The sequence below is a fragment of the Nocardia sp. NPDC049526 genome, assembly GCF_044465765.1.
Classification (GTDB): Bacteria; Actinomycetota; Actinomycetes; order Mycobacteriales; family Mycobacteriaceae; genus Nocardia.
Map to the genome: position 1 here is coordinate 993,591 of NZ_JBITMA010000002.1, position 20,416 is coordinate 1,014,006.

Consider the following 20,416-nt stretch of genomic DNA (forward strand, 5'->3'; position numbering starts at 1 on the left):
TCCACTACGAGTCGACAGGAGCGGACCCTTGACCATCGACCGCACCGAAAAGGCACTGACCAGCGATCGCACCGTAGAGTTCGCGCACGTCGCGAACCCCGGATACCCGACGCAATGGCGCGTCAGTTGGCTACCCGATCGCCCACTGACCGACGACCAGGCGTGGGCCGCAATGGAACTCGCCGAACTGCTCGCCGATCCCAGCGTCCGCTACGATCCCACCCGAATGGCGCGCGCAATTCGCTGCGCCGGAAAGCTCGGTCTCATCGTCGAGCAGGCGATGCTGATGTTGGCCCAGCGACGCACATTGCACGGCAGTGCCTTGTCGGACGTGGCGCCGACGGCTTCGACCGCGATGCCTCTGCGTCACGGCCGACGCATAATGTAGTCCGAGGGCACGAGAGCGCTACCGGGAAGCAGGAATTCATCGGCGACCAGTAGCGCGGACCAGGTATCGATGAAGTCCGGCATCCGCATGTCCAACGGGACGGTGTCGATGATCCGGGTACCGAACCGCAGCAGACCGACGAGCAGTGTCGCCAGGACCAGGTAGATATCACCGGCGTGATCGATAACCCCATCCCCGGCGACGAAGCCGGGTTCGATCACGACAGAGCCACCGGCGCCCCGGGCACACAAACCGAGCCGGACCAATGTCGCCGCCGTTTCGATCGCGCTGCCCCCGCGCGGTGTGAGCACACAGGTGGCCGATGCCCGAGCGGCCGCGACTGCGTACAGCACGACCAGATGGTCGGGCACCGTACACCGAAACGATGCCACCTCGCCTCCGGTAGCGCGCGATGTCGCCGTCAGACCAGCAGCCGACGACACCACATACGCACCCGTTTCGGCGACCGAGCACCGCACCGTTCGCAGCACGTGCTCCGGCAGCCGCGCACGAGCCAATACCGTGCCACCTGTGACGACCCCGGCCAGCAACACTGCGGTCAACGCGGCTTCGGTGAGTTCATCGGATACGCCGTGGACCGGAGGCGGCACCGTGACGCGCCAGCGCACCGGGATCGACGCGAACGGCGCGGTCACGACTGCGCCACGCCCACGCTCGGTCACGACTTCGCCGCCAGTGCCCGCGCCGGCACATTGCTGTAGCGCTCCTTGACCGTGAAGAGATGCACCCAGCTGTCGACTTCGAGCACCGGGCGCAGGGCGCGCAGGGTGTCCAGGGCGGCAACGATGTCCTCCAGCGCGGACGCGTGTACCGTGCCGACCAGATCGAACCGCCCGATCGTCGCGGCGAGGAAGCGTAGGCCGGGAAGTTCGGCGAGCAGAGCCGCGAGTCCCGCCGTGCGACCACTGGCCCGCACACCGAATCCGACCGCGTACTCGGTATCGCCATGTCCCGGTCCGGACAGTGCGGCGATTCGGACGATGCGCTCATCGATCAAGCGCTTCACCCGCAACCGCGCGGTACCGGGTGAGGTACCGGCCGCCGCGGCGAGTGTGGCGTAGGACGCGCGCCCGTCCGCCTGCAACACCTCGAGCAGACGCGTGTCGAGCGCATCGATCGAGGCCGCCGACGCCCGCTCCGGGCGGCCGACATCGACGATCAGCTCCGAATAGAACAGCGTATTGGTGTCGCGCACACCGTCGATACTGCGGATCTGGTCGAGTGCGGCGGCGAGCTGCTGCGGCCCCTGGGTGCGGATCTCGGCTACCAGTGGATACCGGCCACTGGTCAGGGACACGTAGGGAATGTCGTCCAGTCCGGCCACGCGCCCGGCGACCTGCCGCACCGGTTGGTCGACGCTGATCGACACGTGTGCGAGCGCGGCCAGCCCGATCGTCGACGGATGCACGATGCCGACCACCTGTGCCCGACCCGAATCGAACAGCGTATTGAGCCGTTTGGAGATCGTCGGGCGGGATGCGCCGAGTTTGGCGGAGAGTTCGTTGCGCCCGATCCGCCCATCGATGCGCAACTCCTCGAGGATGCGGGCATCAAGAGTGTGCGTGCCGGATGTCGCGGCCGCGGTCATCGGAACTTAACAATCGACGTGCAGATCAGTTCAGCTTTACTGATCATCAGCAATTCCCTTCTTCTGGATACATCATCACCCGAAATCCGGGGTGCGGCTTTCCAGAACATCAAACTGTGGCACTCATCGCTCAGTCTCTTCTGTGGACTGAACCTATCGCAGTTTCTATCGTGCATCTCAATCGAACGAGCAGCAATCAGAGCAGCAACGTTGACCATAACGCCACTGCACTGGAGGAGATTGAGCAGATGAAAAAGCTGGGACTGGTAGCCATGGGAACCGGTATGGCATTGCTGATCGCCGGTTGCGGAAGTGGATCAGAAGGCAGTGCCGCCAGCGGTGCCGCACCGGCGGGTCTGATCCGCGGCGGTGAGCTCCGGGTGTGCACCGATCCCGAGTATGCGCCGATGGAGTACTTCGAGAACGGAAACACCACCGCCCCGGTGGGTTTCGACTCCGACGCCGCGCGCGCACTCGCCGAACTGTGGCAGGTCGAGACGAGCTGGCAGATCACCTCGTTCGACGGACTCATGCCGGCCCTACAGGCGCAGCGATGCGATGTGCTCTGGTCCGCGCTCTACGTCAGCCCGGAACGCACCGCCGTCGCCGACGCGGCACCGTTCCTCGCGACCGGACCGGGACTGATCGTCCGCAGCGGCGAAACCCGGATCGCCGCCGCCGAGGACCTGTCCGGTAAGACCGTCGCTGTCCAAGGCGGCGGCGCCAACGAGAAGACCCTGCAACAGCTTTCGCAACGATTGGCGGCCGCAGGCAAGCCGGCCATCACCATTCAGGCCTACCCAAAGACCGCCGAAACCGTTGCGGCGGTGACCAATGGCAAGGCCGACGCACTGATCGAGACCGATGTCGCGGTGGTCGATATGGTTGCCAAATCCGGCGGCGCGTTGCGCGCTGTGCCCGGCGTCTTCACCGCGGAAACGGTTTTCGGTGTCTTCACCAAGAAGGGTTCACCGCTGAGCGGCCCGGTGGCCGCAGCCGTGCGCACGCTGACCGACAACGGCACGCTCGCGAAGATCGCCACCAAGTACGGGCTCGATCCGGCCCGGATTCGTCCCGGAACAGCACAATGACCTTCGATCGGGATATTTTCCTGCAGGCCCTGACCTCGGCTGAATTCCGGCGCGGCGCTTGGCTTTCGGTCGCCCTCGCGGCCGTATCGATGATCTTCGCCACCGTGCTCGGCTTCGGCGTGGCGCTCACCCGCATCAGTAAGGTGCCCACGTTGCGCGCACTCGGCGGCGCGTACGTGTGGTTCTTCCGCGCCATCCCCTCCCTGCTGGTGCTGCTGATCATCTGGAACGCCGGGCCGCAACTGTTTCCGGGGCTGCGGGAAAACTGGTTCACGCCGTTCATCGCGGCATTCATCGGATTCGCCGTGGTGGAGGCCGCCTATATGGCGGAGATCCTGCGCTCGGCGCTACTGAGCGTGGACGAGGGACAGCATCTCGCTGCCCGAGCGATCGGACTGCGCCCGCATCAGGTGCTGCTGAAAGTCCTACTGCCGCAGGCGGTGAAAGTCGCGCTGCCGCCGACCGGCAACGAGTTCATCGCGATGCTCAAGTACACCTCACTGGCATCGGTGATCTCGCTGCGCGAATTGCTCACCACCGCGCAGGTCGGCGTCTCGGTGACCTTTCGATACGCGGAGTACTACACCGCGGCGCTCGTCTACTACCTGGTGATCGTCAGCGCGCTCATGGGCGTACAGAGCCTGATCGAACGCCGCTACCGCTGGGTCTCGTCGGGGACGCCCGGCCGGAGGAAGGACACGGTGACCGCATGACCGGCACGCCACTGCTGCAGACGATCGCGCTGCACAAGAGCTACGGCCACCATGTTGTCCTCGACGGCGTGGATTTCGCCATCGCACCGGGCGAAGTCAAGGCTGTGCTCGGACCATCGGGCTCCGGCAAATCCACCATCCTGCGGCTGATGGCCCTGCTCGAACCCGCCGACAGCGGCTCGATCCTGCTGCACGGCAAGGAGATCGGGATCGAGACCAGCCGAACCGGTCATCCGGTGCCCATGCCCGAGCGACGACTGGCTCGGCAGCGCACCGATATCGGCATGGTATTCCAGCGCTTCAACCTGTTCGCCCATCTCGATGCGCTGCACAACGTCACGCTCGGCCTGACTGCGGTGAATGGTCTATCCAGGGCCGAGGCGGTGCACCGCGCCGAGACCATGCTCGAACGCGTCGGCATGGCCGGACATCTGCGGCACTATCCCTCGGAACTGTCCGGCGGACAACAGCAACGGGTCGCCATCGCGCGGGCACTGGTGCTGGAACCGTCGGTGATGTTGTTCGACGAACCGACCTCCGCCCTCGATCCGGAACTGGTCAACGAGGTGCTGTCGGTTATGGAAGATCTGGCCGCACAAGGGATGACGATGATCGTGGTGACCCACGAGATCCGATTCGCCCGGCGGGTCGCCGATGCGGTAGCGCTGTTCGATTCCGGCGTCATCGTCGAACAGGCACCGCCCGAGCAATTCTTCACCCAGCCCGAACACGAACGAACCCGCGCTTTCCTGTCCCATGTCCACTGACTCGGAAGGAGATCGGCCGATGTCGGCTCCGATCGCGGTCTACACCGATCTCGACGACCTCGACCCGGCACCGGGCATTGCCGTTTTGGAGACGGCCGGTTTCGAGGTGCGGGTACTCGAGACGCGCGACCCCGACACCATCGCCACAGCGGCAGCCGACGCAACCGCACTGCTGGTCGGCTACGCGCCGATCGATGCGAACCTGCTGGCCCGCCTGCCCCGGGTGCGAATCGTGTCGATGCTCTCGCACGGTTACGACGCCATCGACATCGACGCGGCGACGGCCGGCGGTATCTGGGTCGCGACCGTCGGGGGCATCGCCACCGCCGAGGTCGCCACCCACACCTGGGCCCTCGCTTTGGCCGCGGTTCGCCGCCTCGACTTCTTCACGCTGCGCGGTCGCCGGGGGTGGCTGGACCGGCCCGCATCCGGTCCGCGTCGGTTGTCCGAGATCACCGTGGGACTGGTCGGACTCGGCCGGATCGGGACCAAGGTCGCCGAGCTCGCAGCCGGTTCGGTGGCGTCGATTCTGGGCCATGACCATTCGGGGCGCCCGATGCCCGCCGGTGTCACCGCGGCGTCGCTTACCGAGGTCGTCGCCAATGCCGACCTCGTCTCCATCCATCTGCCGCTCGGTCCGAGCACCGCGCGATTGTTCGACGCCGACCTGATCGAGCGAATGCGCCCTGGCTCGTGGCTGATCAACGTATCCCGTGGCGGCATCGTCGATTCCACTGCGTTGGCCGACGCACTCGACAGCGGCCATCTCGCCGGTGCGGCGCTCGATGTGCTCGACGCCGAGCCGCCGGCTGCCGGTGACCGGCTCGCCGAACATCCGAATGTCCTGCTGACCCCGCACGTGGCCTATCTGTCGGATGCGACCGCACGCGACTATGTCCTGACCCAAGCCCGCAACGTGGTGCGGTGGTATCACACCGGCCGCCCGCTACACCCCGTCGCCGAATCGTCCACGGTGGCTCGATGAATGCGGCATCGCACAGCGATTCGGCGCTGGGTGGCCGTTGGGTGACGGGCGAGCCCGTACGTCTCGAGATGTTCAATTCCCTGTGGGCCATGGAAGATCTGCCTTGGAAAGCGACCCGCGCGTGGACCCTCGCCGAACAGCTCGACCGGCTGGTGGCATCCGGATTCGATGGTGTCGCGGTCGATCTGGGCGCTCGTGGACGGCCCGACGCCGCCGAACTCGCGACCGCACTCGAACACCGATTGCGCACGGCGGTGTTTGCATTCGTCGGCGATGACGAGGATCTCGATGCCGCTCTGCGCTACGCCGACATCATCGACGCCGATCGCATGGTGGTCTGCGGCCGCTTGTTCGACGATGACCTGACAATTGTCGCGAAAACAGTGCAGCGCTGGCACCGCAGGTGCGCGGCGGCGGGCGTCGCGATGCAATTGGAAACGCATCGCAACACGCTCACCGACGATATCCGCACGACCACCCGCCTGCTTCGTGAGCTCGATCCGGATGTGCGACTGGCGATCGACCTGTCCCATTACGTGTGCGGCAGTGAGTTCCCGCTACCACCGACCGCCGAACTCGAAGGTCACCTCGAAGCGTTGTTCGCGCGCGCCGAATCCGTGCAGGGTCGCGTCGCGACCCGCTGCCAGGCGCAGATCCCGCTCGGCTTCCCGCAGCACCGGGCCTGGGAGGACCTGTTCCAGGACTGGTGGATTCGCGCCTTCACGGCCATCCTGGCAGGTCGCGGTGACAGCCGCGAGCCCGTGCTGTTCTGCACCGAACTGGGCACCACGCCGTACGCGATCACCGATCGGGACGGCCACGAACTCTCCGATCGGTGGGCCGAAACCCTGATCCTGCGCGACCGGGCCGAGGCCGCGTTCGTCGCGGCCGTACGCCGCGTTCCGATCACCGCATCCCGAGGAGGAATACATTGAGCGACATACACTTTCCCCTTTCCGAGCGGATGACCCCGAGCGGAAATGTAGTCGTCGCCGGACCGCTCCCCGACCTACCCATCGGCCGCGCACTGGTACCCGCGCGCGCCTACACCGGTGGCGCGGAGTTCGCGCTGGAGCAGGACCGCATCTTTTCCGCGGGTTGGGTGTGGGCCGGTTACGCGCACTGGGTCGCCGAGCCCGGCGCGGTGCATCCGATCACGATCGGCGGCAAGCCGCTGCTGATCGTGCGCGGCGATGACGACCAGGTCCGGGTGTTCCACAACTCGTGCCGCCACCGCGGGATGGCACTGACCGAGGAACCACTGGTCGTCACGCGCCGGATCCAGTGCGCCTACCACTGCTGGTCCTTCGATCTGGACGGAAAGCTTTCCACCGCACCGTATTACGGACGGGAGCGGCGCGCGAAGGTGGATCCGGCGATCGCCGAACGGCTCGGTCTGCTCACTGTCGCCAGCCATGTGTGGGCAGGCATGGTGTTCGTCGACCTGTCGGCCACCGATACCGATCCGCAGGCGTGCGCGGACGATTTCGCACACCACCTCGAGCCGATCCTGACCCGTTGGGCACATATCGACTTCGATCGGATCCACCTCGCCGGGGAGCGACGCTACGACGTCGACGCCAACTGGAAACTCGTGGTGGAGAACTTCCTCGACTTCTACCATCTGCCATTCGTGCATCCTCAGGTCGGCCCGGTGACCGCGTCGCTGGACGTCGACGATGTGGCACTACATCCCGACATCATGGGCGGCACCTATCCACACGGGGCGGTCGGCAAGGCGGACAAAACCGATCGCGCCCTGCCCTGGCTCGGCGACGTCCCCGCCGACCGGCTCGAGCATCAGGACATTTTCTGTGTCTTTCCCAATGCGCTGCTATTCCTCGAGGCCGACTGGTTCCAGGTCATCGGCTTCCATCCGTTCGCCCCCGATCGCACAATCGAGCATATGGCGGTCTTCGTCGATTCGACCGCGGCCGGTGCCGAATACGCACCGGCCCATCAGCAGCTGACCGAGGTGCTGTGGGAAGTCAACGATCAGGACATGCCGATGCTGCACCGCCTGCAGATCGGTCGCAGCTCACCCGCCGCGGACGCGACGAATCTGGTCTCGCACTGGGACCAGATCACCGCGCTCTTCCAGCATCGGGTCGCGAGAAAGGCGGGCTACCGATGACCACGGCGACAGACGCTCCATCGATCGAACTGCGGTTGCGGCGCGAACTCGCCGCCGTGTATCGGCTGGTCGCCCATTTCGGGATGGCCGACCTGATCTTCACCCATGTCTCGCTGCGCCTGCCGGGACCGACGCCGCGATTCCTGATCAACCCGTACGGGCTGCTGTTCGAGGAGATCACCGCGTCGAATCTGGTGGTCGTCGATGCAGCGGGACACCCTGTCGGCGATGCGGAACCCCTGGTGAATCCGGCCGGTTTCGTCATCCACGGCGCCGTACACGCTGCCCGACCCGACGCACACTGCGTGCTGCACACCCACACCCGGGCCGGATGTGCGGTGGCGGCCACCGCCGAGGGGCTGCTGCCGGTCAATCAGATGTCGATGGAGTTCTACGGCCGGATCGGCTACCACGACTACGAGGGTGTCTCCCTCGATCTCGACGAACAAGCCCGGCTCGTTGCCGATCTCGGCGACCATCCGGTCATGATCCTGCGCAACCACGGCCTGCTCACCGTCGGAGCCAGCGCGGCACAAGCGTTTCTTCGCATGTATTACCTGAACCGAGCCTGCGAGATCCAGCTCTCGGCCGCCGCGGCCGGAACGCTGACGCTGCCACCACCCCAGGTGTGCGAACGCAGCGCACGGCAGCTGAGCGGTACCGAAACCGGCGACGACTTCGTCGACACCTCGGCGTACGACCTGGCCTGGGCGGCGCTGCTGCGGCTGCTCGACCGCATCGATCCGCATTACGTCGACTGACCTATCACCCACCCCAGAGAGGAGCATTCGATCATGACCACTGTCGGACCGGTCGATGCCACCGTCATTCCCCGCTACGGCGGCCCGGCGACCTTCGCCCGGCTGCCGCGCATCGATGAGGTCGCCGCGACCGATATCGCCATCGTCGGCGTGCCATTCGATACCGGCGTGAGCTACCGGCCCGGTGCCAGACTCGGCCCCGGCCATGTACGCATGTCGTCGAAACTGTTGCGCCCCTATAACCCGGCACTCGACGTCTCTCCGTTCGATGCATTGCAGATCACCGACGCCGGGGACCTGGCCTGCAATCCGTTCGATATCGATGCGGCGATCGCCGAAATCGAATACGGCGCGGACGCGATCACCGGCACCGGTGCCAGGCTGCTGACCATCGGCGGTGACCACACCATTGCCCTGCCACTGTTGCGCTCGGTGGTGCGGCGACACGGTCCGGTCGCGGTGGTGCACTTCGACGCGCACTTGGATACCTGGGACACATATTTCGGCGCGTCCTATACCCACGGCACCCCGTTCCGGCGGGCATCGGAAGAAGGGCTGATCGACCGCGAGGCGAGCATGCACATCGGCACGCGCGGACCGCTCTACGGCAGCGGCGACCTCGCCGACGACCGGATGCTCGGCTTCGCGACGATCACCGCGCCCGAGATCGAAATCGACGGTGTTTCGGCAGCGGTCGAACGAATGCGGGCCAGGATCGGCGACCGTCCGGTTTATGTTTCGGTCGATATCGATGTCCTCGACCCGGCACACGCACCGGGCACCGGCACTCCCGAGGCGGGTGGATTGACCAGCCGCGAATTGCTCTACCTGCTGCGCGCATTCGGCAATGCGAACCTGGTCGGCGCAGATATCGTCGAGGTATCGCCCGCCTACGATCACGCGGAAATCACCGGCATCGCCGCCGCGCATGTCGGATACGAATTGCTGTCCGCCATGACGATGGACCACGCGACGACGTAAACCAGTGACGGTCAGGGAGATCCGTGCATCGAGGTTACGCGTCCACGGCGATGCGGCGAATCTCCTCGACGATCACCTCGGGCTCGCTGAACATCACGAGGTGTCCCGAGCGCACTACCATCTCCTCACCCTTCGAGCCGCGGTGGCCCGATAGCAGGACTGGACAACTTCGGCCGGCGGCGCAACAGGTTCGATTTCGACGAAAGCGCCCCAGCCGCGGACCGGAGCCTGCGACTGGGGCGCGAAACCGATTGGAATCAGCTCAGTTTCAGCGAACGACCGATGATTTCCTTCATGATTTCGGTGGTGCCGCCGTAGATGGTCTGGACGCGGGCGTCCATGTAGGCCTTGGCGATCGGGTATTCCTTCATGTAGCCGTACCCGCCGTGCAGCTGCAGGCAGCGGTCGATGAGGTGGAGCTGCTCCTCGGTGCTCCACCACTTGGCCATGGCGGCGTCCTCGACGGACAGCTTGCCCGCATTGAGGTCCTCGATGAAGCGGTCGACCAGGACGCGGACGGCGGTGGTCTTGGTGGCCAGCTCGGCCAGCACGAAGCGGGTGTTCTGCAGGGCACCGATCGGCTTGCCGAAGGCCTTGCGGTCGCGCACGTACTGGATGGTCATCTCCAGACAGGCTTCCATGGCCGCGGCCGCCATGACGGCGATCGACATGCGTTCCTGCGGCAGATTGTTCATCAGGTGGATGAAGCCCATGCCCTCGGTGCCGAGCAGGTTCTTACCCGGAACACGGACATCGGTGAAGCTCAACTCGGCGGTGTCCTGCGCCTTGAGACCGAGCTTGTCGAGGTTGCGGCCGCGTTCGAAGCCGGGCATACCGCGTTCCACGACGAGCAGGCTGAAGCCCATCGCGCCCTTCTCCGGATCGGTCTGGGCGACCACGATGACGATATCGGAGTTGATGCCGTTGGTGATAAAGGTCTTGGCGCCGTTGAGGATCCAGTCGTCGCCGTCGCGGACCGCGCGGGCCTTGATGCCCTGGAGGTCGGAGCCGGTGCCCGGTTCGGTCATCGCGATGGCGGTGATGATCTCGCCGGAACAAAAGCCGGGCAGCCAGCGCTGCTTCTGCTCATCGTTGGCGAGTTCGAGCAGATAGGGCGCGATCACATCGTTGTGCAGGGCGAAGCCGAGGCCGGAGTACTGGCCGCGCACCGACTCCTCGGCGACGATCGCGTTGTAGCGGAAATCCTTGACCCCGCCGCCGCCGTACTCCTCTGGCATGGCCATGCCGAGGAATCCCTGTTTACCGGCCTCCAGCCAGACCGCACGGTCGACAATGCCCTGCTCTTCCCACTTCGCGTGATTCGGCGCGACGTGCTGATCGAGAAACTTGCGGAACGACTCCCGGAACAGCTCGTGTTCGGGCTCGAACAGTGTGCGCTCCACGCCAACCTCCTAGTGACCACACGGCCGGTCCACACCGACCCGTCGTTGCCACCTACGGTACCCGGAAAGAGAATCATCGTTTACTTCTGGGCCAGAAATCATGGTCTCACCTGGACCGGCGGAGGTGATTCGGCAAGCTGATCGGCAAACTCTGTCCTGCTAGGCAGGCAGCCCGAGGCCCTGCGCGAGCACGGGCCACGATGCCTTCAGCGCGTCCTGCCAATAGCCCCACGAGTGGGTGCCGGTCGGCTGGAAGTCGAAGGTGGCGGGAATGCCCAGCTGGTTCAGGCGAGTCTGCAGGTTGCGTGAGCAGTAGTTCGCCGCGGCTTCGAGTGCGCCGCCGAGGGCGACCTGGTTGGCGAAGCCACCGGCGCCGGGCAGGGTGTGCGGGCCGTTGAGAGTGTCCCATCGGCCGGGAATGCCGCTGCCATCGGAGACGAACAGGTTCAGGCCGCGCAGTTGGTCCGCGTGCACATACGGGTCGTTCGCGGCCCACATCGGATCACCTTGCGGCCCATACATATTCGCCGAATCACCACCGCCCGCGGCGACGACGACGTTCGCGAATTCGTAGCCGACCGGGTCGGATATCTGCGCGCAACCACTGTAGGCCGCCACCGATTTGTAGAGGCCGGGTGCGGCGATGGGCAGTTGCAGTACCGAGGTACCCGACATCGATAGGCCCGCAATCGCATTGGTGCCGTTCGCGCCGAGTCCGCTATCGATGAGCGGGGGCAATTCCTCGGTGAGGAAGGTCTTCCACATGTTCACCCCCAGCTCCGGATCGGAGGCGCGCCAGTCGGTGTAGTAGCTCCATTTGCCGCCGACCGGTGTGACCACATTCACATCCTTGTCGTTGAAGAACTGCGCGGCATCGGTCTGCGCCTGCCAGGTCGCCGAATCCTCGCCGCCGCCCGCGCCATTGAGCAAATACAGGGTCGGGCGCGGAGCGGAGGTGTCGGCCGGGCGCTGCACCTGGATCTCGATGTTCTTGCCCATAGCGGCCGAGTACACCTGCAGAGTCAGATTGCGGTCGTCCTGCACCGCGACATCGGCGATATACGAGCCATCGGCGGAGTGCGACGAGACGAGCAGTTTGCCGGACGTGATGACCGGATCGGCGCCGCCGGCCGCGGATGCGAGAAAGCCACCCGATGCGGCTGGAAATCCCACCAGAACTGCCGCTACACCCGCTACCGCCGCCATTCGCACTCTCGTTCCAGCCATTCGGCCAAGGTATGGAGAGTTACTGACAAATAACTGAGAGCAGACTCAGAAAAGACCGCGCAGTCGACCGAAGAGCGTGCGACCCGGATCACGATCGCGCTCGCTGAACAGGAACTTCAGCTCCTCCTCCAACTCCTTGCGCACCACGTCCCGCAGTTCCACCGCGGCGGCATGCTTATCCGGCGCATCACGCCACGGCGTCGGATCGATCGGCGCGCCGGCGGAGAAGTAGAAGCGCTCGGGGCGCGGGATGCCGGTCGGGCCGACGCCACGGATCAGCGGTGGAGTCAGGTCGCGGCTCAGGCCGAGTGCCTCGACGGCCCAGCGCAGCGGTCGCATGACCGGATGGTCGCCGTCGAAGACGATGTCGTAGGCGTCGTCGACTCCGATCATCGCCACCGGCACGATCGGCGCACCCGCCTCGAGCGCCATATGCGCGAAGCCGGAACGGCCCTCCCACTTGAGGACGTACTTTTCGTTCTTGCGGCGCACCGCTTCGCGACCGCCGCCCGGGAATACGATGACGGCTTCGCCGCGGGCCAGCAACGCCAGGCAGTTGCGACGGTTGCCGCGCACCGTGCCGAAGTGGTGCAGCAGCTGACGGATGCCGGGCACATTGATGAGCACATTCTCGGCCAGCCCGCGGATCAGCCGACCGCGCCTGCGCAGCACCTCGGGCAGCAATAGCGGCGCATCGATGCCGCCCATCAGATTGTGGTTGCCGACCAGCAGCACCGGCCCCTCAGCCGGAATGTTCTCCAGGCCGTAGAACCGCGGACTCGTCCACGCGCGCAGCGGCGCGAGCAGCGTGTCGAGCACCCGCATATCGGTATCGGTGAGCGAAACCGACAGTGGCGCACCGTCACTCAGCACCGGGGCGGCGAGCGACGAATCACCGGAGCGCCGATCACCCGAATCGGCCGAACCGGAGTGGTCATGCGACATTTAACCCTCCTGATGTCGATTCGATGACGATAGCGCAACGAATTCGCCTGTGCTGCACCGGATGCGCGCGGCATGCGCTACCGACCGGCCGGTTCGCGAGCGAACCCGGCCGACTCTGCCCTCGTTCTCGCGAAGCGACGGTCGATAGCGACTCAGTGCACGGAACCATCGGCTTCGGTCGAACCCGTGCCGTTCGGCTCGGACGATCCACCCGCATGCGCGTACTGTGACAGCGCCGCGGCCAGGGCGTGCGGGACGCGGGCGCGCACCCGGGTGCCGCCCTCCTCGTGCTCGGAGGTGGTGATGCGACCGTCCGCGTGGATGCGGGCGAGCAGATCGCCACGGGTGTAGGGCAGCAGCACACTGATTTCGACATCGAGGCCGCCGAGCACCTCGGCGAGGCGCTCACGCAGTTCGGTGATGCCGGTCCCCTTGTGCGCCGAGACGTAGGACGCGTCGGGCAGCATCGCGCGCAGCCGAGTGAGCTCGACCGGGTCGACCGCATCGATCTTGTTGACCACCAACAGTTCCGGCGGCGCGGGTAACCCCGACTGCTTGATCACATCGGTGATCACCTCGCGGACCGCCTTGATCTGTTCGGCGGGCAGCGAGTCGGAACCGTCGACCACGTGCAGCAGCAGATCCGCGCCGGTGACCTCCTCCAGGGTGGACCGGAACGCCTCGACCAACTGGGTCGGCAGATGCCGCACGAATCCGACGGTATCGGTGAAGACGACCTCGCGGCCGTCGTCCAGTTCGGCACGGCGGGTGGTCGGATCCAGGGTCGCGAACAGTGCGTCCTGGACCAGCAGACCCGCGCCGGTCAGCGCGTTCATCAGACTGGACTTGCCCGCATTGGTGTAACCGACGATGGCGACCGACGGGATGCCGCTGGAGGTGCGCCGGGCCCGTTTGGTATCGCGTGCGGTTTTCATTTCGCGAATCTCGCGGCGCAACTTGGCCATTCGCTCGCGAATGCGGCGACGATCGGTTTCGATCTTGGTCTCACCGGGACCACGCAGACCCACACCACCGCCGTTGCCGCCCGCGCGACCACCGGCCTGCCGGGACATGGACTCACCCCAACCGCGCAGTCGCGGCAGCATGTATTCCATCTGGGCGAGCGATACCTGCGCCTTACCCTCGCTGGAGGTGGCGTGCTGGGCGAAGATATCCAGGATGAGTGCGGTCCGGTCGATCACCTTGACCTTGACGACCTTCTCCAGCGCAGTCAGCTGCGCCGGGGTCAGTTCACCGTCGCAGATCACGGTATCGGCGCCGGTTTCGAGTACCACGGCGCGCAGTTCGTCGGCCTTACCGGAACCGATATAGGTGGCCGGGTCCGGCTTGTCGCGACGCTGGATCAGTCCTTCCAGCACCTCCGAACCCGCGGTTTCGGCGAGTGCGGCCAGTTCGGACATGCTCGCCTCGGCCTGTGTCGCGGTGCCCGTGGTCCAGACCCCGACCAGCACGACCCGCTCCAGTCGCAGCTGCCGGTACTCGACCTCGGTGATATCGGTGAGCTCGGTCGACAGACCCGCGACACGCCGTAGCGAGGAGCGCTCGTCGAGCTGCATCTCGCCGACGGTCGGGTCGGCGGTCCACCCGGACCGCCGCATCCGCGCGGCGTGCTCGGCAACTACATCGCCGGTGTCTTCCGTCGTGTCCTCTACGGCCTCGACATGGTCATTGTCGTCGGCGGCCGGAGTGAATTCAAAAGTCTTCGATTTCGTCATACATCATCCATGCTGCCACGAGTGCGCACCGCTGCGCATTCGGTTATCCCTGGACACGCCCGAGGCCGGTCCCGCCTTGCCCAGGCGCGGGGTATCAGCGCTCAGCTCGGCGAATGCGACGACCACCAGTCTTCGGCAATAAGACCCGTCGCGACCAGCACCGACGGTCCGCGTAACCAGGCGGCACCCTCGGCGAGGCGGACGGTGACCTCGCCGCCGAGCACCCGGACGCGCACCTCGCCGGTGTCGGTGGCGATGCGGAAACCGTCGGCGGCCAGAGCGGCCGCCGCGGCAGCGACGGTTCCGGTTCCACAGGAACGGGTTTCGCCGACACCGCGTTCGTAGACGCGCATATCGACCGCGCCGTCGACCAATCCGGTCAGAATCTCGACATTCACGCCCTGCGGGAACAAGTCCGGGTCGAAGCCGGGTGCGACGGTGAGATCGAGTTTGGCGAGCGCGTCCACGGACAGGCTTGCATCGACGCAGGCCAGGTGCGGATTGCCGACGTCGATGCCGATGCCGGGCAGCGCCCAGCCACCGATGGTCGCGTTCGAGGAACCGAGCTCGCGAACGATGCCCATACCCACGGTGACCTCGCCATCGGCCGGCCCACCGGAATGCACCGTGACCGGACGCGCCCCCGCGCGACTACCGACGACATACTCCGTCCGCGATTCGAGTCCCTTCGCCGCCAGGTAGTGCGCGAAAACCCGCACCCCGTTGCCACACATCTCGGCGATCGAGCCGTCGGCATTGCGGTAGTCCATGAACCAGTCGGTATCGGCGATGCTCTCCGGAATCTCGGCGAGCACGCCCGCGTCCCGCAGCGCGCCTGCGCGCGCCACCCGCAGCACACCGTCCGCGCCGAGTCCGCGGCGACGATCGCACAGCGCGGCGACCCGGTCCGGCGTCAGGTCCAGCCGGACTTCCGGATCGGGCAGCACCACGAAATCGTTCTCGGTGCCGTGGCCCTTGGTGAACTCGATATCCGACACGTCGCGCATTCTCCCTGCTTATCGTCCTCGAACCAACGTACGACGCTGCCGCGAAATTTCGTATAGCGCGACCGCGGCGGCCGAGGGCGCACCGAGCGAGCTGGCGGTGCCACCCATCGGGATATAGACCATATCGTCACAGGCCTCCTGCCAGGCCGCGCTCATGCCGCTGGTCTCATTGCCGACGACCAGTATCGTCGCCTCGGCGAAGTCGTAGTCGAAGACCGCGTCCGCGCCGTTCTCATCGGTGCCGACAATGCGGGTCGGGATGCCGCGCCGGATCTGCCGGTCACGGAATTCGAGCACCTGCGCGGGCCCGGCCGCACGGAAGATCGGCATGGCGAACAGCGAACCGGTAGATGCGCGCACCGCCTGCGGATCGTATTGGTCGGCACCGTGACCCGTGACGATGATGCCGCCGGCACCGAAGGCGTCGGCGGAGCGGATGAGCGTGCCGAGATTGCCGGGCGAGTTGGGGCGATCGAAAACCACCACGACAGGTGGCGCGGCGTCACCGGGTTCGCCGGGCTCGAAGGTGTCGAGCTCGGGTTGCCTGGATATCGCGACGGCCACCAATTCCGGTATGCCGGTGGACTTTTCGCCGAGTTCGGCCATCAACTCCGGCACCAGGCCGACCTGCTGCACGCCGCTGGTCTCCAGTAGTTCGCGCGCCCAACTCGACAGATCCGGCGCGCCGAGGCGGTAGAGCATCGTCTCCAGCGGCCAGTCGTTGGCGATCGCCTGGGTGATCGGGCGCACGCCCTGCACCAGGAAGCGGCCGTCGCGGTGGCGCTTGGTCCGGTTGTTCAGATACGCCTGCCACACCTGGACCGAGGCATTTCGGGTACTCACACGACGTGTCACTGCGGGATCCGTTCCTTCTCTAGCAAGGACAACGCGGTCGCGACCAGACCGGGATCGGCGCCGTCCACCCACCGCACCCTGGGATCGCGGCGGAACCACGAGCGCTGCCGCCGGACGTAGCGCCGGGTGCCGATCAGGGTGCGTTCCTGCGCGTGGTTCAGGTCGTATTCGTTGTCCAGGTACGACAGGACTTGTGCGTAGCCGATCGCCCGGCGCGCCGTGACGCCCTCCCGCAGACCTCTATCGATCAGTCCGCGGACCTCGTCGACGAGACCGGCCTCGAACATCAGCGCGGTGCGCCGTTCGATGCGTGCGTCGAGTTCGGCGGTGTCGCGGTCCACTCCGATGATCACGGTGTCCCAGCGCGGTTTTCCGATGACCGGCGCCGAGGCCGCGAAGGGGCGCCCGGTGAGTTCGACGACCTCGAGCGCACGCACCATACGGCGGCCGTCGGTGGGCAGAATGGTCGCCGCGGCCGCCGGATCGGCCGCTTTCAATGCTTCGTGCACCGCGCTGACGCCGCGCTCGGCCAGCAGTGCCTCCCAGCGCGCCCGGACCGTCGGATCGGTGGCCGGAAATTCCCAATCATCGAGCAGCGCTTGGACATACATCATCGAGCCGCCGACGATGATCGGCGTGCGGCCGCGCGCCATGATCTCGCGCACGTCCACGCTGGCCGCAGCCTGATAGGCGGCGACGGTTGCGGTTTCGGTCACCTCGAGGACATCGAGTTGGTGGTGCGGGATGTCCCGGCGTTCGGTGGGCAGGAGTTTCGCCGTGCCGACATCCATGCCGCGATAGAGCTGCATCGCGTCGATATTCACGATTTCGCCGCCGAGTCGTTCGGCGAGGTCGAGGCCGAGATCGGATTTGCCGGTGGCGGTCGGCCCGACGACGGCGATCGGCGTGGTCACCGATCACCTCCCGATGTGCGCCAGATACTCACCTGATAGCCGACGCCGAACGGGGCATCGCTGTACAGGGTTTCGACGGATGGGGCGACCGAATCGGCGGCGAAAAGTCCAGCGAGCACCTGATAGGCCGCGCGTCCGGACAGCACGAGTTCGGCGCACAAGGCCGGATCCAGGGCGAGCAGTCCGGCGCTATCGCCCTCGGCCAGGGCACGGTCCAGTTCGCGCTGCACGTCGGCGGCGCGCTCGTCGAGGTAGCCCGGTGCCTGGAGGGTCAGGGTCGCCGCGCCGTCCGCGACGACGAGAACGCCCGCCTCCTCGGGCGAATCGTCCAGGGCGGAACGCAACTGCGCACCGATCCGGCCGCATTCGTCGGCGGGTGTGTCGACGGCGACCAGAGTCGTCACCGCCTCCGCCTCCGGTGCGACCTGACCACGCAACCACCCGGCGATCAGGGCGGGCAGCGGCTGCTGTGAATCCGCTGCGCCGGGCGTTTGCCGCGATCGCGACAGTGCGGCCGCCGAAAGCCCGACCTGCACGTCCGCACCGAAACCGCGGAAGGTGCCGACCGCATCCGGTCCGAGGACCTGCGCGGCCGCGCCCACACCCACGACGGTCCAGTTCCGAGTCGTCGCGGCCAGCGCGCCGACCGCGGCCAGTGCGGCCGCGCGCAACACCGCGGGCGCGTCATCGGAATCCGACCCGGCCGCGGGCACGAGACCGCCGCAGAGCTCGGGCACCAGGATCGGCGGCGACGGGACCAGGGCCGCAATGGAGAACACGCCGTAACCGTAGTCGTTCGCCGAATGCGCGATCCACAGCACCGCTGCGGCGTCCGCAACCTCCGGGTTCGAGTGTCTCTGCCGCAAACTCGGCCGAGATTGATAGTGTTCGAGGTGCTACAACCCAGGTCATCACGGGTTGATTTCCCTGGGAATCATCAGTCGGAGGGCATTGATCGATGGTTTACAGGGCTCGGACCGGGTTCAATGGAGTGAGCTAGGGCGTAACCAGGCAGCCGTGACGCGCGGCAGGGACGAGGAGCAATGAGCGAGAGCAACGGAACGGCGAAAGCGACCCCCGGCAGCACGCCGCGCCCCTCGGATTCCCCGAAGGCCGCCGTGCCTAAACCTTCCGCCGCCCCGAAACCAGCCGCGGCCCCCAAACCGGGCGGGTCGACGGCCCATCCCAAGCCGCATGCGGTCAAACCGGCCCCGGGGCAGGCCGCGCAGCAGCATCCGCATCCGGTCGTCGTCCCGACCGTCAGCGATCCCAGTGCGTGGGGTCGCGTCGACGACGACGGCACCGCATGGGTGAAGACCGCCGAGGGCGAGCGCGTCGTCGGATCCTGGCAGGCCGGCGACGCCGCCGAGGGCCTGGCGCACTTCGGCCGTCGGTTCGACGATCTGGCCACCGAGGTGGCGCTGCTCGAGGCGCGATTGGCCGCCGGAGCGGATGCCCGCAAGACCAAGGCGGCCGCGGTCGCCATCGCCGAATCGCTACCCACCGCGGCGGTCATCGGCGATGTCGAAGGGCTCGCCCAGCGACTGCAGGCCATTGCCGAACACTCCGAAGAGGCAGCGGCGCACGCCAAGGAGGAGAAGGAAAAGGCCAGGCACGAGCACACCGAGCGCAAGGAAGCGCTGTGCGCCGAGGCCGAGAAGATCGCCACCGAATCCACGCAGTGGAAGGCCGCTGGCGATCGGCTGCGCGAAATCCTGGACGAGTGGAAGTCCATCCGCGGCGTGGACCGCAAGGTCGACGATGCACTGTGGAAGCGCTATTCCAAGGCCCGTGAGGCGTTCAACCGCCGTCGTGGCGCACACTTCGCCGAACTCGACCGCGAACGCGCGGCCGCGAAGTCGCGCAAGGAAGAACTCTGCGTGCGCGCCGAGGAACTTTCCGGCTCCACCGACTGGGTCGGCACTGCCGGTGTGTTCCGCGATCTACTCGCCGAATGGAAGGCGGCGGGCCGGGCGCCACGGGAGGCCGACGAGGCGCTGTGGCGGCGTTTCAAGAGCGCCCAGGACGTCTTCTTCGCCGCGCGCAATGCCGCCGTCTCCGAGCGCGACGCCGAATTCGAGCAGAACGCCGCCGCGAAGGAAGAACTGCTGCACGCCTACGGACACATCGATCCCGCCACCGGTCTGGACGCCGCACGCGCCGCCCTGCGCGAACTCCAGGACAAATGGGACGGGATCGGCAAGGTCCCGCGCGAGCGCATCCAGGAACTGGAAGGCAAACTCCGCACCATCGAAAAGCGCGTCCGCGACGCGGCCGACGCCCAATGGCGCCGCACCGATCCGGAAGCCATGGCCCGAGCCGCTCAATTCCGCGAACGCGTCGCCCAATTCGAGGAACAGGCCGCCAAGGCAACCGCCGCAGGCAACAAGCGCGACGCGGAGAAGGCACTGGAGCAGGCCAAACAGTGGCGCGAGTGGGCCGAGGCCGCAGAGGGCGCAGTCAGCAACCGCTGATCATGTACCGCCATGCGCTGACCGGCAACGCTGCAGCACTGCCATAGCGGCATCATCCACACCGCGTCGGCTCGAGCACCGCAAGCGCGGACTCCGTCAGCCTTGGGGGCTGAACACCGCGAAATCGTCTAGCGGGCAACGGATCCGGTGCTCGGCGACAACCGCACCGGCCGTGCGGCCGCGCCGACTGCGCGGCCGGGATAGCATGCTGACCGGCAACACTGCAGCACTGGCGTAGCGGCGTCGTCCATGCCGCGCGGGCTCGAGCACCGCAAGCGGGACTCCGTCAGCCTTGGGGCTGAACACCACGAAATCATCCAGCGGGCACGGATCTGGTGCTCGGCGACAGCCGCACCGGCCGTGCGGCCGGGATAGAGATACCGACCGGCAACGCCGGGTCGCTGGACGGATCTGAGCATGCACTCT

20 protein-coding genes are annotated in these 20,416 nt (G+C 66.5%); 10 read left to right on the top strand and 10 right to left on the bottom strand.

Annotated elements, in window-relative coordinates; genetic code table 11:
* Window positions 1-28: 28 nt before the first annotated feature.
* Window positions 29-388, top strand: coding sequence for a hypothetical protein (locus ACIBW7_RS09270; RefSeq protein ID WP_397045643.1), 360 nt, complete (start codon window positions 29-31; stop codon window positions 386-388).
* Here the strand turns inward: ACIBW7_RS09270 and ACIBW7_RS09275 are convergent.
* On the bottom strand, window positions 367-1,071 hold the full coding sequence (locus ACIBW7_RS09275) for a hypothetical protein (RefSeq protein ID WP_397045645.1): 705 nt from the start codon (window positions 1,069-1,071) through the stop codon (window positions 367-369). The genes ACIBW7_RS09270 and ACIBW7_RS09275 overlap by 22 nt on opposite strands.
* Window positions 1,068-1,997: an AsnC family transcriptional regulator gene (locus ACIBW7_RS09280; RefSeq protein WP_397045647.1), complete on the bottom strand. Its 930-nt coding sequence runs from the start codon at window positions 1,995-1,997 to the stop codon at window positions 1,068-1,070. The genes ACIBW7_RS09275 and ACIBW7_RS09280 overlap by 4 nt, the downstream gene beginning before the upstream one ends.
* Before the next feature lie 248 nt (window positions 1,998-2,245).
* Here ACIBW7_RS09280 and ACIBW7_RS09285 point away from each other — a divergent pair, with 248 nt between their 5' ends.
* The 8 genes from ACIBW7_RS09285 to speB are packed head-to-tail and all read left to right on the top strand — an operon-like array spanning window position 2,246 to window position 9,429.
* Window positions 2,246-3,088: a transporter substrate-binding domain-containing protein gene (locus ACIBW7_RS09285; protein WP_397045649.1), complete on the top strand. Its 843-nt coding sequence runs from the start codon at window positions 2,246-2,248 to the stop codon at window positions 3,086-3,088.
* Window positions 3,085-3,801 (top strand): amino acid ABC transporter permease, encoded by a 717-nt coding sequence (locus tag ACIBW7_RS09290; RefSeq protein ID WP_397045651.1) that lies wholly within the window; start codon window positions 3,085-3,087, stop codon window positions 3,799-3,801. The genes ACIBW7_RS09285 and ACIBW7_RS09290 overlap by 4 nt, the downstream gene beginning before the upstream one ends.
* A complete protein-coding gene (locus ACIBW7_RS09295; protein ID WP_397045653.1) occupies window positions 3,798-4,568 on the top strand; it encodes an amino acid ABC transporter ATP-binding protein in 771 nt (256 codons plus the stop codon). The genes ACIBW7_RS09290 and ACIBW7_RS09295 overlap by 4 nt, the downstream gene beginning before the upstream one ends.
* 19 nt (window positions 4,569-4,587) lie before the next feature.
* A complete protein-coding gene (locus tag ACIBW7_RS09300; protein ID WP_397045655.1) occupies window positions 4,588-5,553 on the top strand; it encodes a C-terminal binding protein in 966 nt (321 codons plus the stop codon).
* On the top strand, window positions 5,550-6,488 hold the full coding sequence (locus tag ACIBW7_RS09305; protein ID WP_397045657.1) for a sugar phosphate isomerase/epimerase family protein: 939 nt from the start codon (window positions 5,550-5,552) through the stop codon (window positions 6,486-6,488). The genes ACIBW7_RS09300 and ACIBW7_RS09305 overlap by 4 nt, the downstream gene beginning before the upstream one ends.
* On the top strand, window positions 6,485-7,687 hold the full coding sequence (locus ACIBW7_RS09310; RefSeq protein ID WP_397045659.1) for an SRPBCC family protein: 1,203 nt from the start codon (window positions 6,485-6,487) through the stop codon (window positions 7,685-7,687). Before ACIBW7_RS09305 ends, ACIBW7_RS09310 begins: the two co-directional genes overlap by 4 nt.
* The gene (locus ACIBW7_RS09315) at window positions 7,684-8,448 is read left to right on the top strand and encodes a class II aldolase/adducin family protein (RefSeq protein ID WP_397045661.1); all 765 of its coding nucleotides are present in this window, start codon (window positions 7,684-7,686) and stop codon (window positions 8,446-8,448) included. Before ACIBW7_RS09310 ends, ACIBW7_RS09315 begins: the two co-directional genes overlap by 4 nt.
* A 33-nt stretch (window positions 8,449-8,481) precedes the next feature.
* Window positions 8,482-9,429, top strand: coding sequence for an agmatinase (gene speB, locus ACIBW7_RS09320; RefSeq protein WP_397045663.1), 948 nt, complete (start codon window positions 8,482-8,484; stop codon window positions 9,427-9,429).
* Window positions 9,430-9,686: 257 nt separating this feature from the next.
* Here the strand turns inward: speB and ACIBW7_RS09325 are convergent, their stop codons facing one another.
* The 8 genes from ACIBW7_RS09325 to ACIBW7_RS09360 all read right to left on the bottom strand — a co-directional run bounded on the left by ACIBW7_RS09325 (window position 9,687) and on the right by ACIBW7_RS09360 (window position 18,382).
* Window positions 9,687-10,832: an acyl-CoA dehydrogenase family protein gene (locus tag ACIBW7_RS09325; RefSeq protein WP_397045665.1), complete on the bottom strand. Its 1,146-nt coding sequence runs from the start codon at window positions 10,830-10,832 to the stop codon at window positions 9,687-9,689.
* A gap of 159 nt (window positions 10,833-10,991) precedes the next feature.
* Window positions 10,992-12,059 (bottom strand): alpha/beta hydrolase, encoded by a 1,068-nt coding sequence (locus ACIBW7_RS09330; protein WP_397045666.1) that lies wholly within the window; start codon window positions 12,057-12,059, stop codon window positions 10,992-10,994.
* A gap of 45 nt (window positions 12,060-12,104) precedes the next feature.
* Entirely contained in the window at window positions 12,105-13,004 is a 900-nt protein-coding gene (locus ACIBW7_RS09335; RefSeq protein ID WP_397045668.1) for a lysophospholipid acyltransferase family protein, read from the bottom strand.
* A gap of 152 nt (window positions 13,005-13,156) precedes the next feature.
* Window positions 13,157-14,623, bottom strand: a complete 1,467-nt coding sequence (gene hflX, locus ACIBW7_RS09340) for a GTPase HflX (RefSeq protein WP_397045794.1) — start codon at window positions 14,621-14,623, stop codon at window positions 13,157-13,159.
* A 218-nt stretch (window positions 14,624-14,841) separates the two neighbouring features.
* Complete coding sequence (dapF, locus tag ACIBW7_RS09345; protein WP_397045796.1) at window positions 14,842-15,729, bottom strand: diaminopimelate epimerase; 888 nt, start codon at window positions 15,727-15,729, stop codon at window positions 14,842-14,844.
* A gap of 27 nt (window positions 15,730-15,756) precedes the next feature.
* The gene (locus ACIBW7_RS09350; protein WP_397045670.1) at window positions 15,757-16,602 is read right to left on the bottom strand and encodes a TrmH family RNA methyltransferase; all 846 of its coding nucleotides are present in this window, start codon (window positions 16,600-16,602) and stop codon (window positions 15,757-15,759) included.
* On the bottom strand, window positions 16,599-17,516 hold the full coding sequence (gene miaA / locus ACIBW7_RS09355) for a tRNA (adenosine(37)-N6)-dimethylallyltransferase MiaA (RefSeq protein ID WP_397045672.1): 918 nt from the start codon (window positions 17,514-17,516) through the stop codon (window positions 16,599-16,601). The genes ACIBW7_RS09350 and miaA overlap by 4 nt, the downstream gene beginning before the upstream one ends.
* Window positions 17,513-18,382 carry a hypothetical protein gene (locus ACIBW7_RS09360; protein WP_397045674.1) on the bottom strand — a complete coding sequence of 290 codons (870 nt, stop codon included), beginning with the start codon at window positions 18,380-18,382 and terminating at the stop codon, window positions 17,513-17,515. Before ACIBW7_RS09360 ends, miaA begins: the two co-directional genes overlap by 4 nt.
* A gap of 177 nt (window positions 18,383-18,559) precedes the next feature.
* On the opposite strand from ACIBW7_RS09360, the gene ACIBW7_RS09365 reads away from it, so the two are divergent.
* Complete coding sequence (locus ACIBW7_RS09365; protein ID WP_397045676.1) at window positions 18,560-19,990, top strand: DUF349 domain-containing protein; 1,431 nt, start codon at window positions 18,560-18,562, stop codon at window positions 19,988-19,990.
* The last annotated feature ends 426 nt before the right edge of the window (window positions 19,991-20,416 follow it).

Excerpts from the sequence above, each read along its gene's own strand:
- speB (WP_397045663.1), top strand. The coding sequence starts at position 8,482 with ATGACCACTGTCGGACCGGTCGATGCCACCGTCATTCCCCGCTACGGC.
- ACIBW7_RS09285 (WP_397045649.1), top strand. The coding sequence starts at position 2,246 with ATGAAAAAGCTGGGACTGGTAGCCATGGGAACCGGTATGGCATTGCTG.
- ACIBW7_RS09305 (WP_397045657.1), top strand. The coding sequence starts at position 5,550 with ATGAATGCGGCATCGCACAGCGATTCGGCGCTGGGTGGCCGTTGGGTG.
- ACIBW7_RS09295 (WP_397045653.1), top strand. The coding sequence starts at position 3,798 with ATGACCGGCACGCCACTGCTGCAGACGATCGCGCTGCACAAGAGCTAC.
- ACIBW7_RS09335 (WP_397045668.1), bottom strand. The coding sequence starts at position 13,004 with ATGTCGCATGACCACTCCGGTTCGGCCGATTCGGGTGATCGGCGCTCC.
- ACIBW7_RS09300 (WP_397045655.1), top strand. The coding sequence starts at position 4,588 with ATGTCGGCTCCGATCGCGGTCTACACCGATCTCGACGACCTCGACCCG.
- ACIBW7_RS09290 (WP_397045651.1), top strand. The coding sequence starts at position 3,085 with ATGACCTTCGATCGGGATATTTTCCTGCAGGCCCTGACCTCGGCTGAA.
- ACIBW7_RS09315 (WP_397045661.1), top strand. The coding sequence starts at position 7,684 with ATGACCACGGCGACAGACGCTCCATCGATCGAACTGCGGTTGCGGCGC.
- ACIBW7_RS09365 (WP_397045676.1), top strand. The coding sequence starts at position 18,560 with ATGAGCGAGAGCAACGGAACGGCGAAAGCGACCCCCGGCAGCACGCCG.
- ACIBW7_RS09280 (WP_397045647.1), bottom strand. The coding sequence starts at position 1,997 with ATGACCGCGGCCGCGACATCCGGCACGCACACTCTTGATGCCCGCATC.
- hflX (WP_397045794.1), bottom strand. The coding sequence starts at position 14,623 with ATGCGGCGGTCCGGGTGGACCGCCGACCCGACCGTCGGCGAGATGCAG.
- ACIBW7_RS09330 (WP_397045666.1), bottom strand. The coding sequence starts at position 12,059 with ATGGCTGGAACGAGAGTGCGAATGGCGGCGGTAGCGGGTGTAGCGGCA.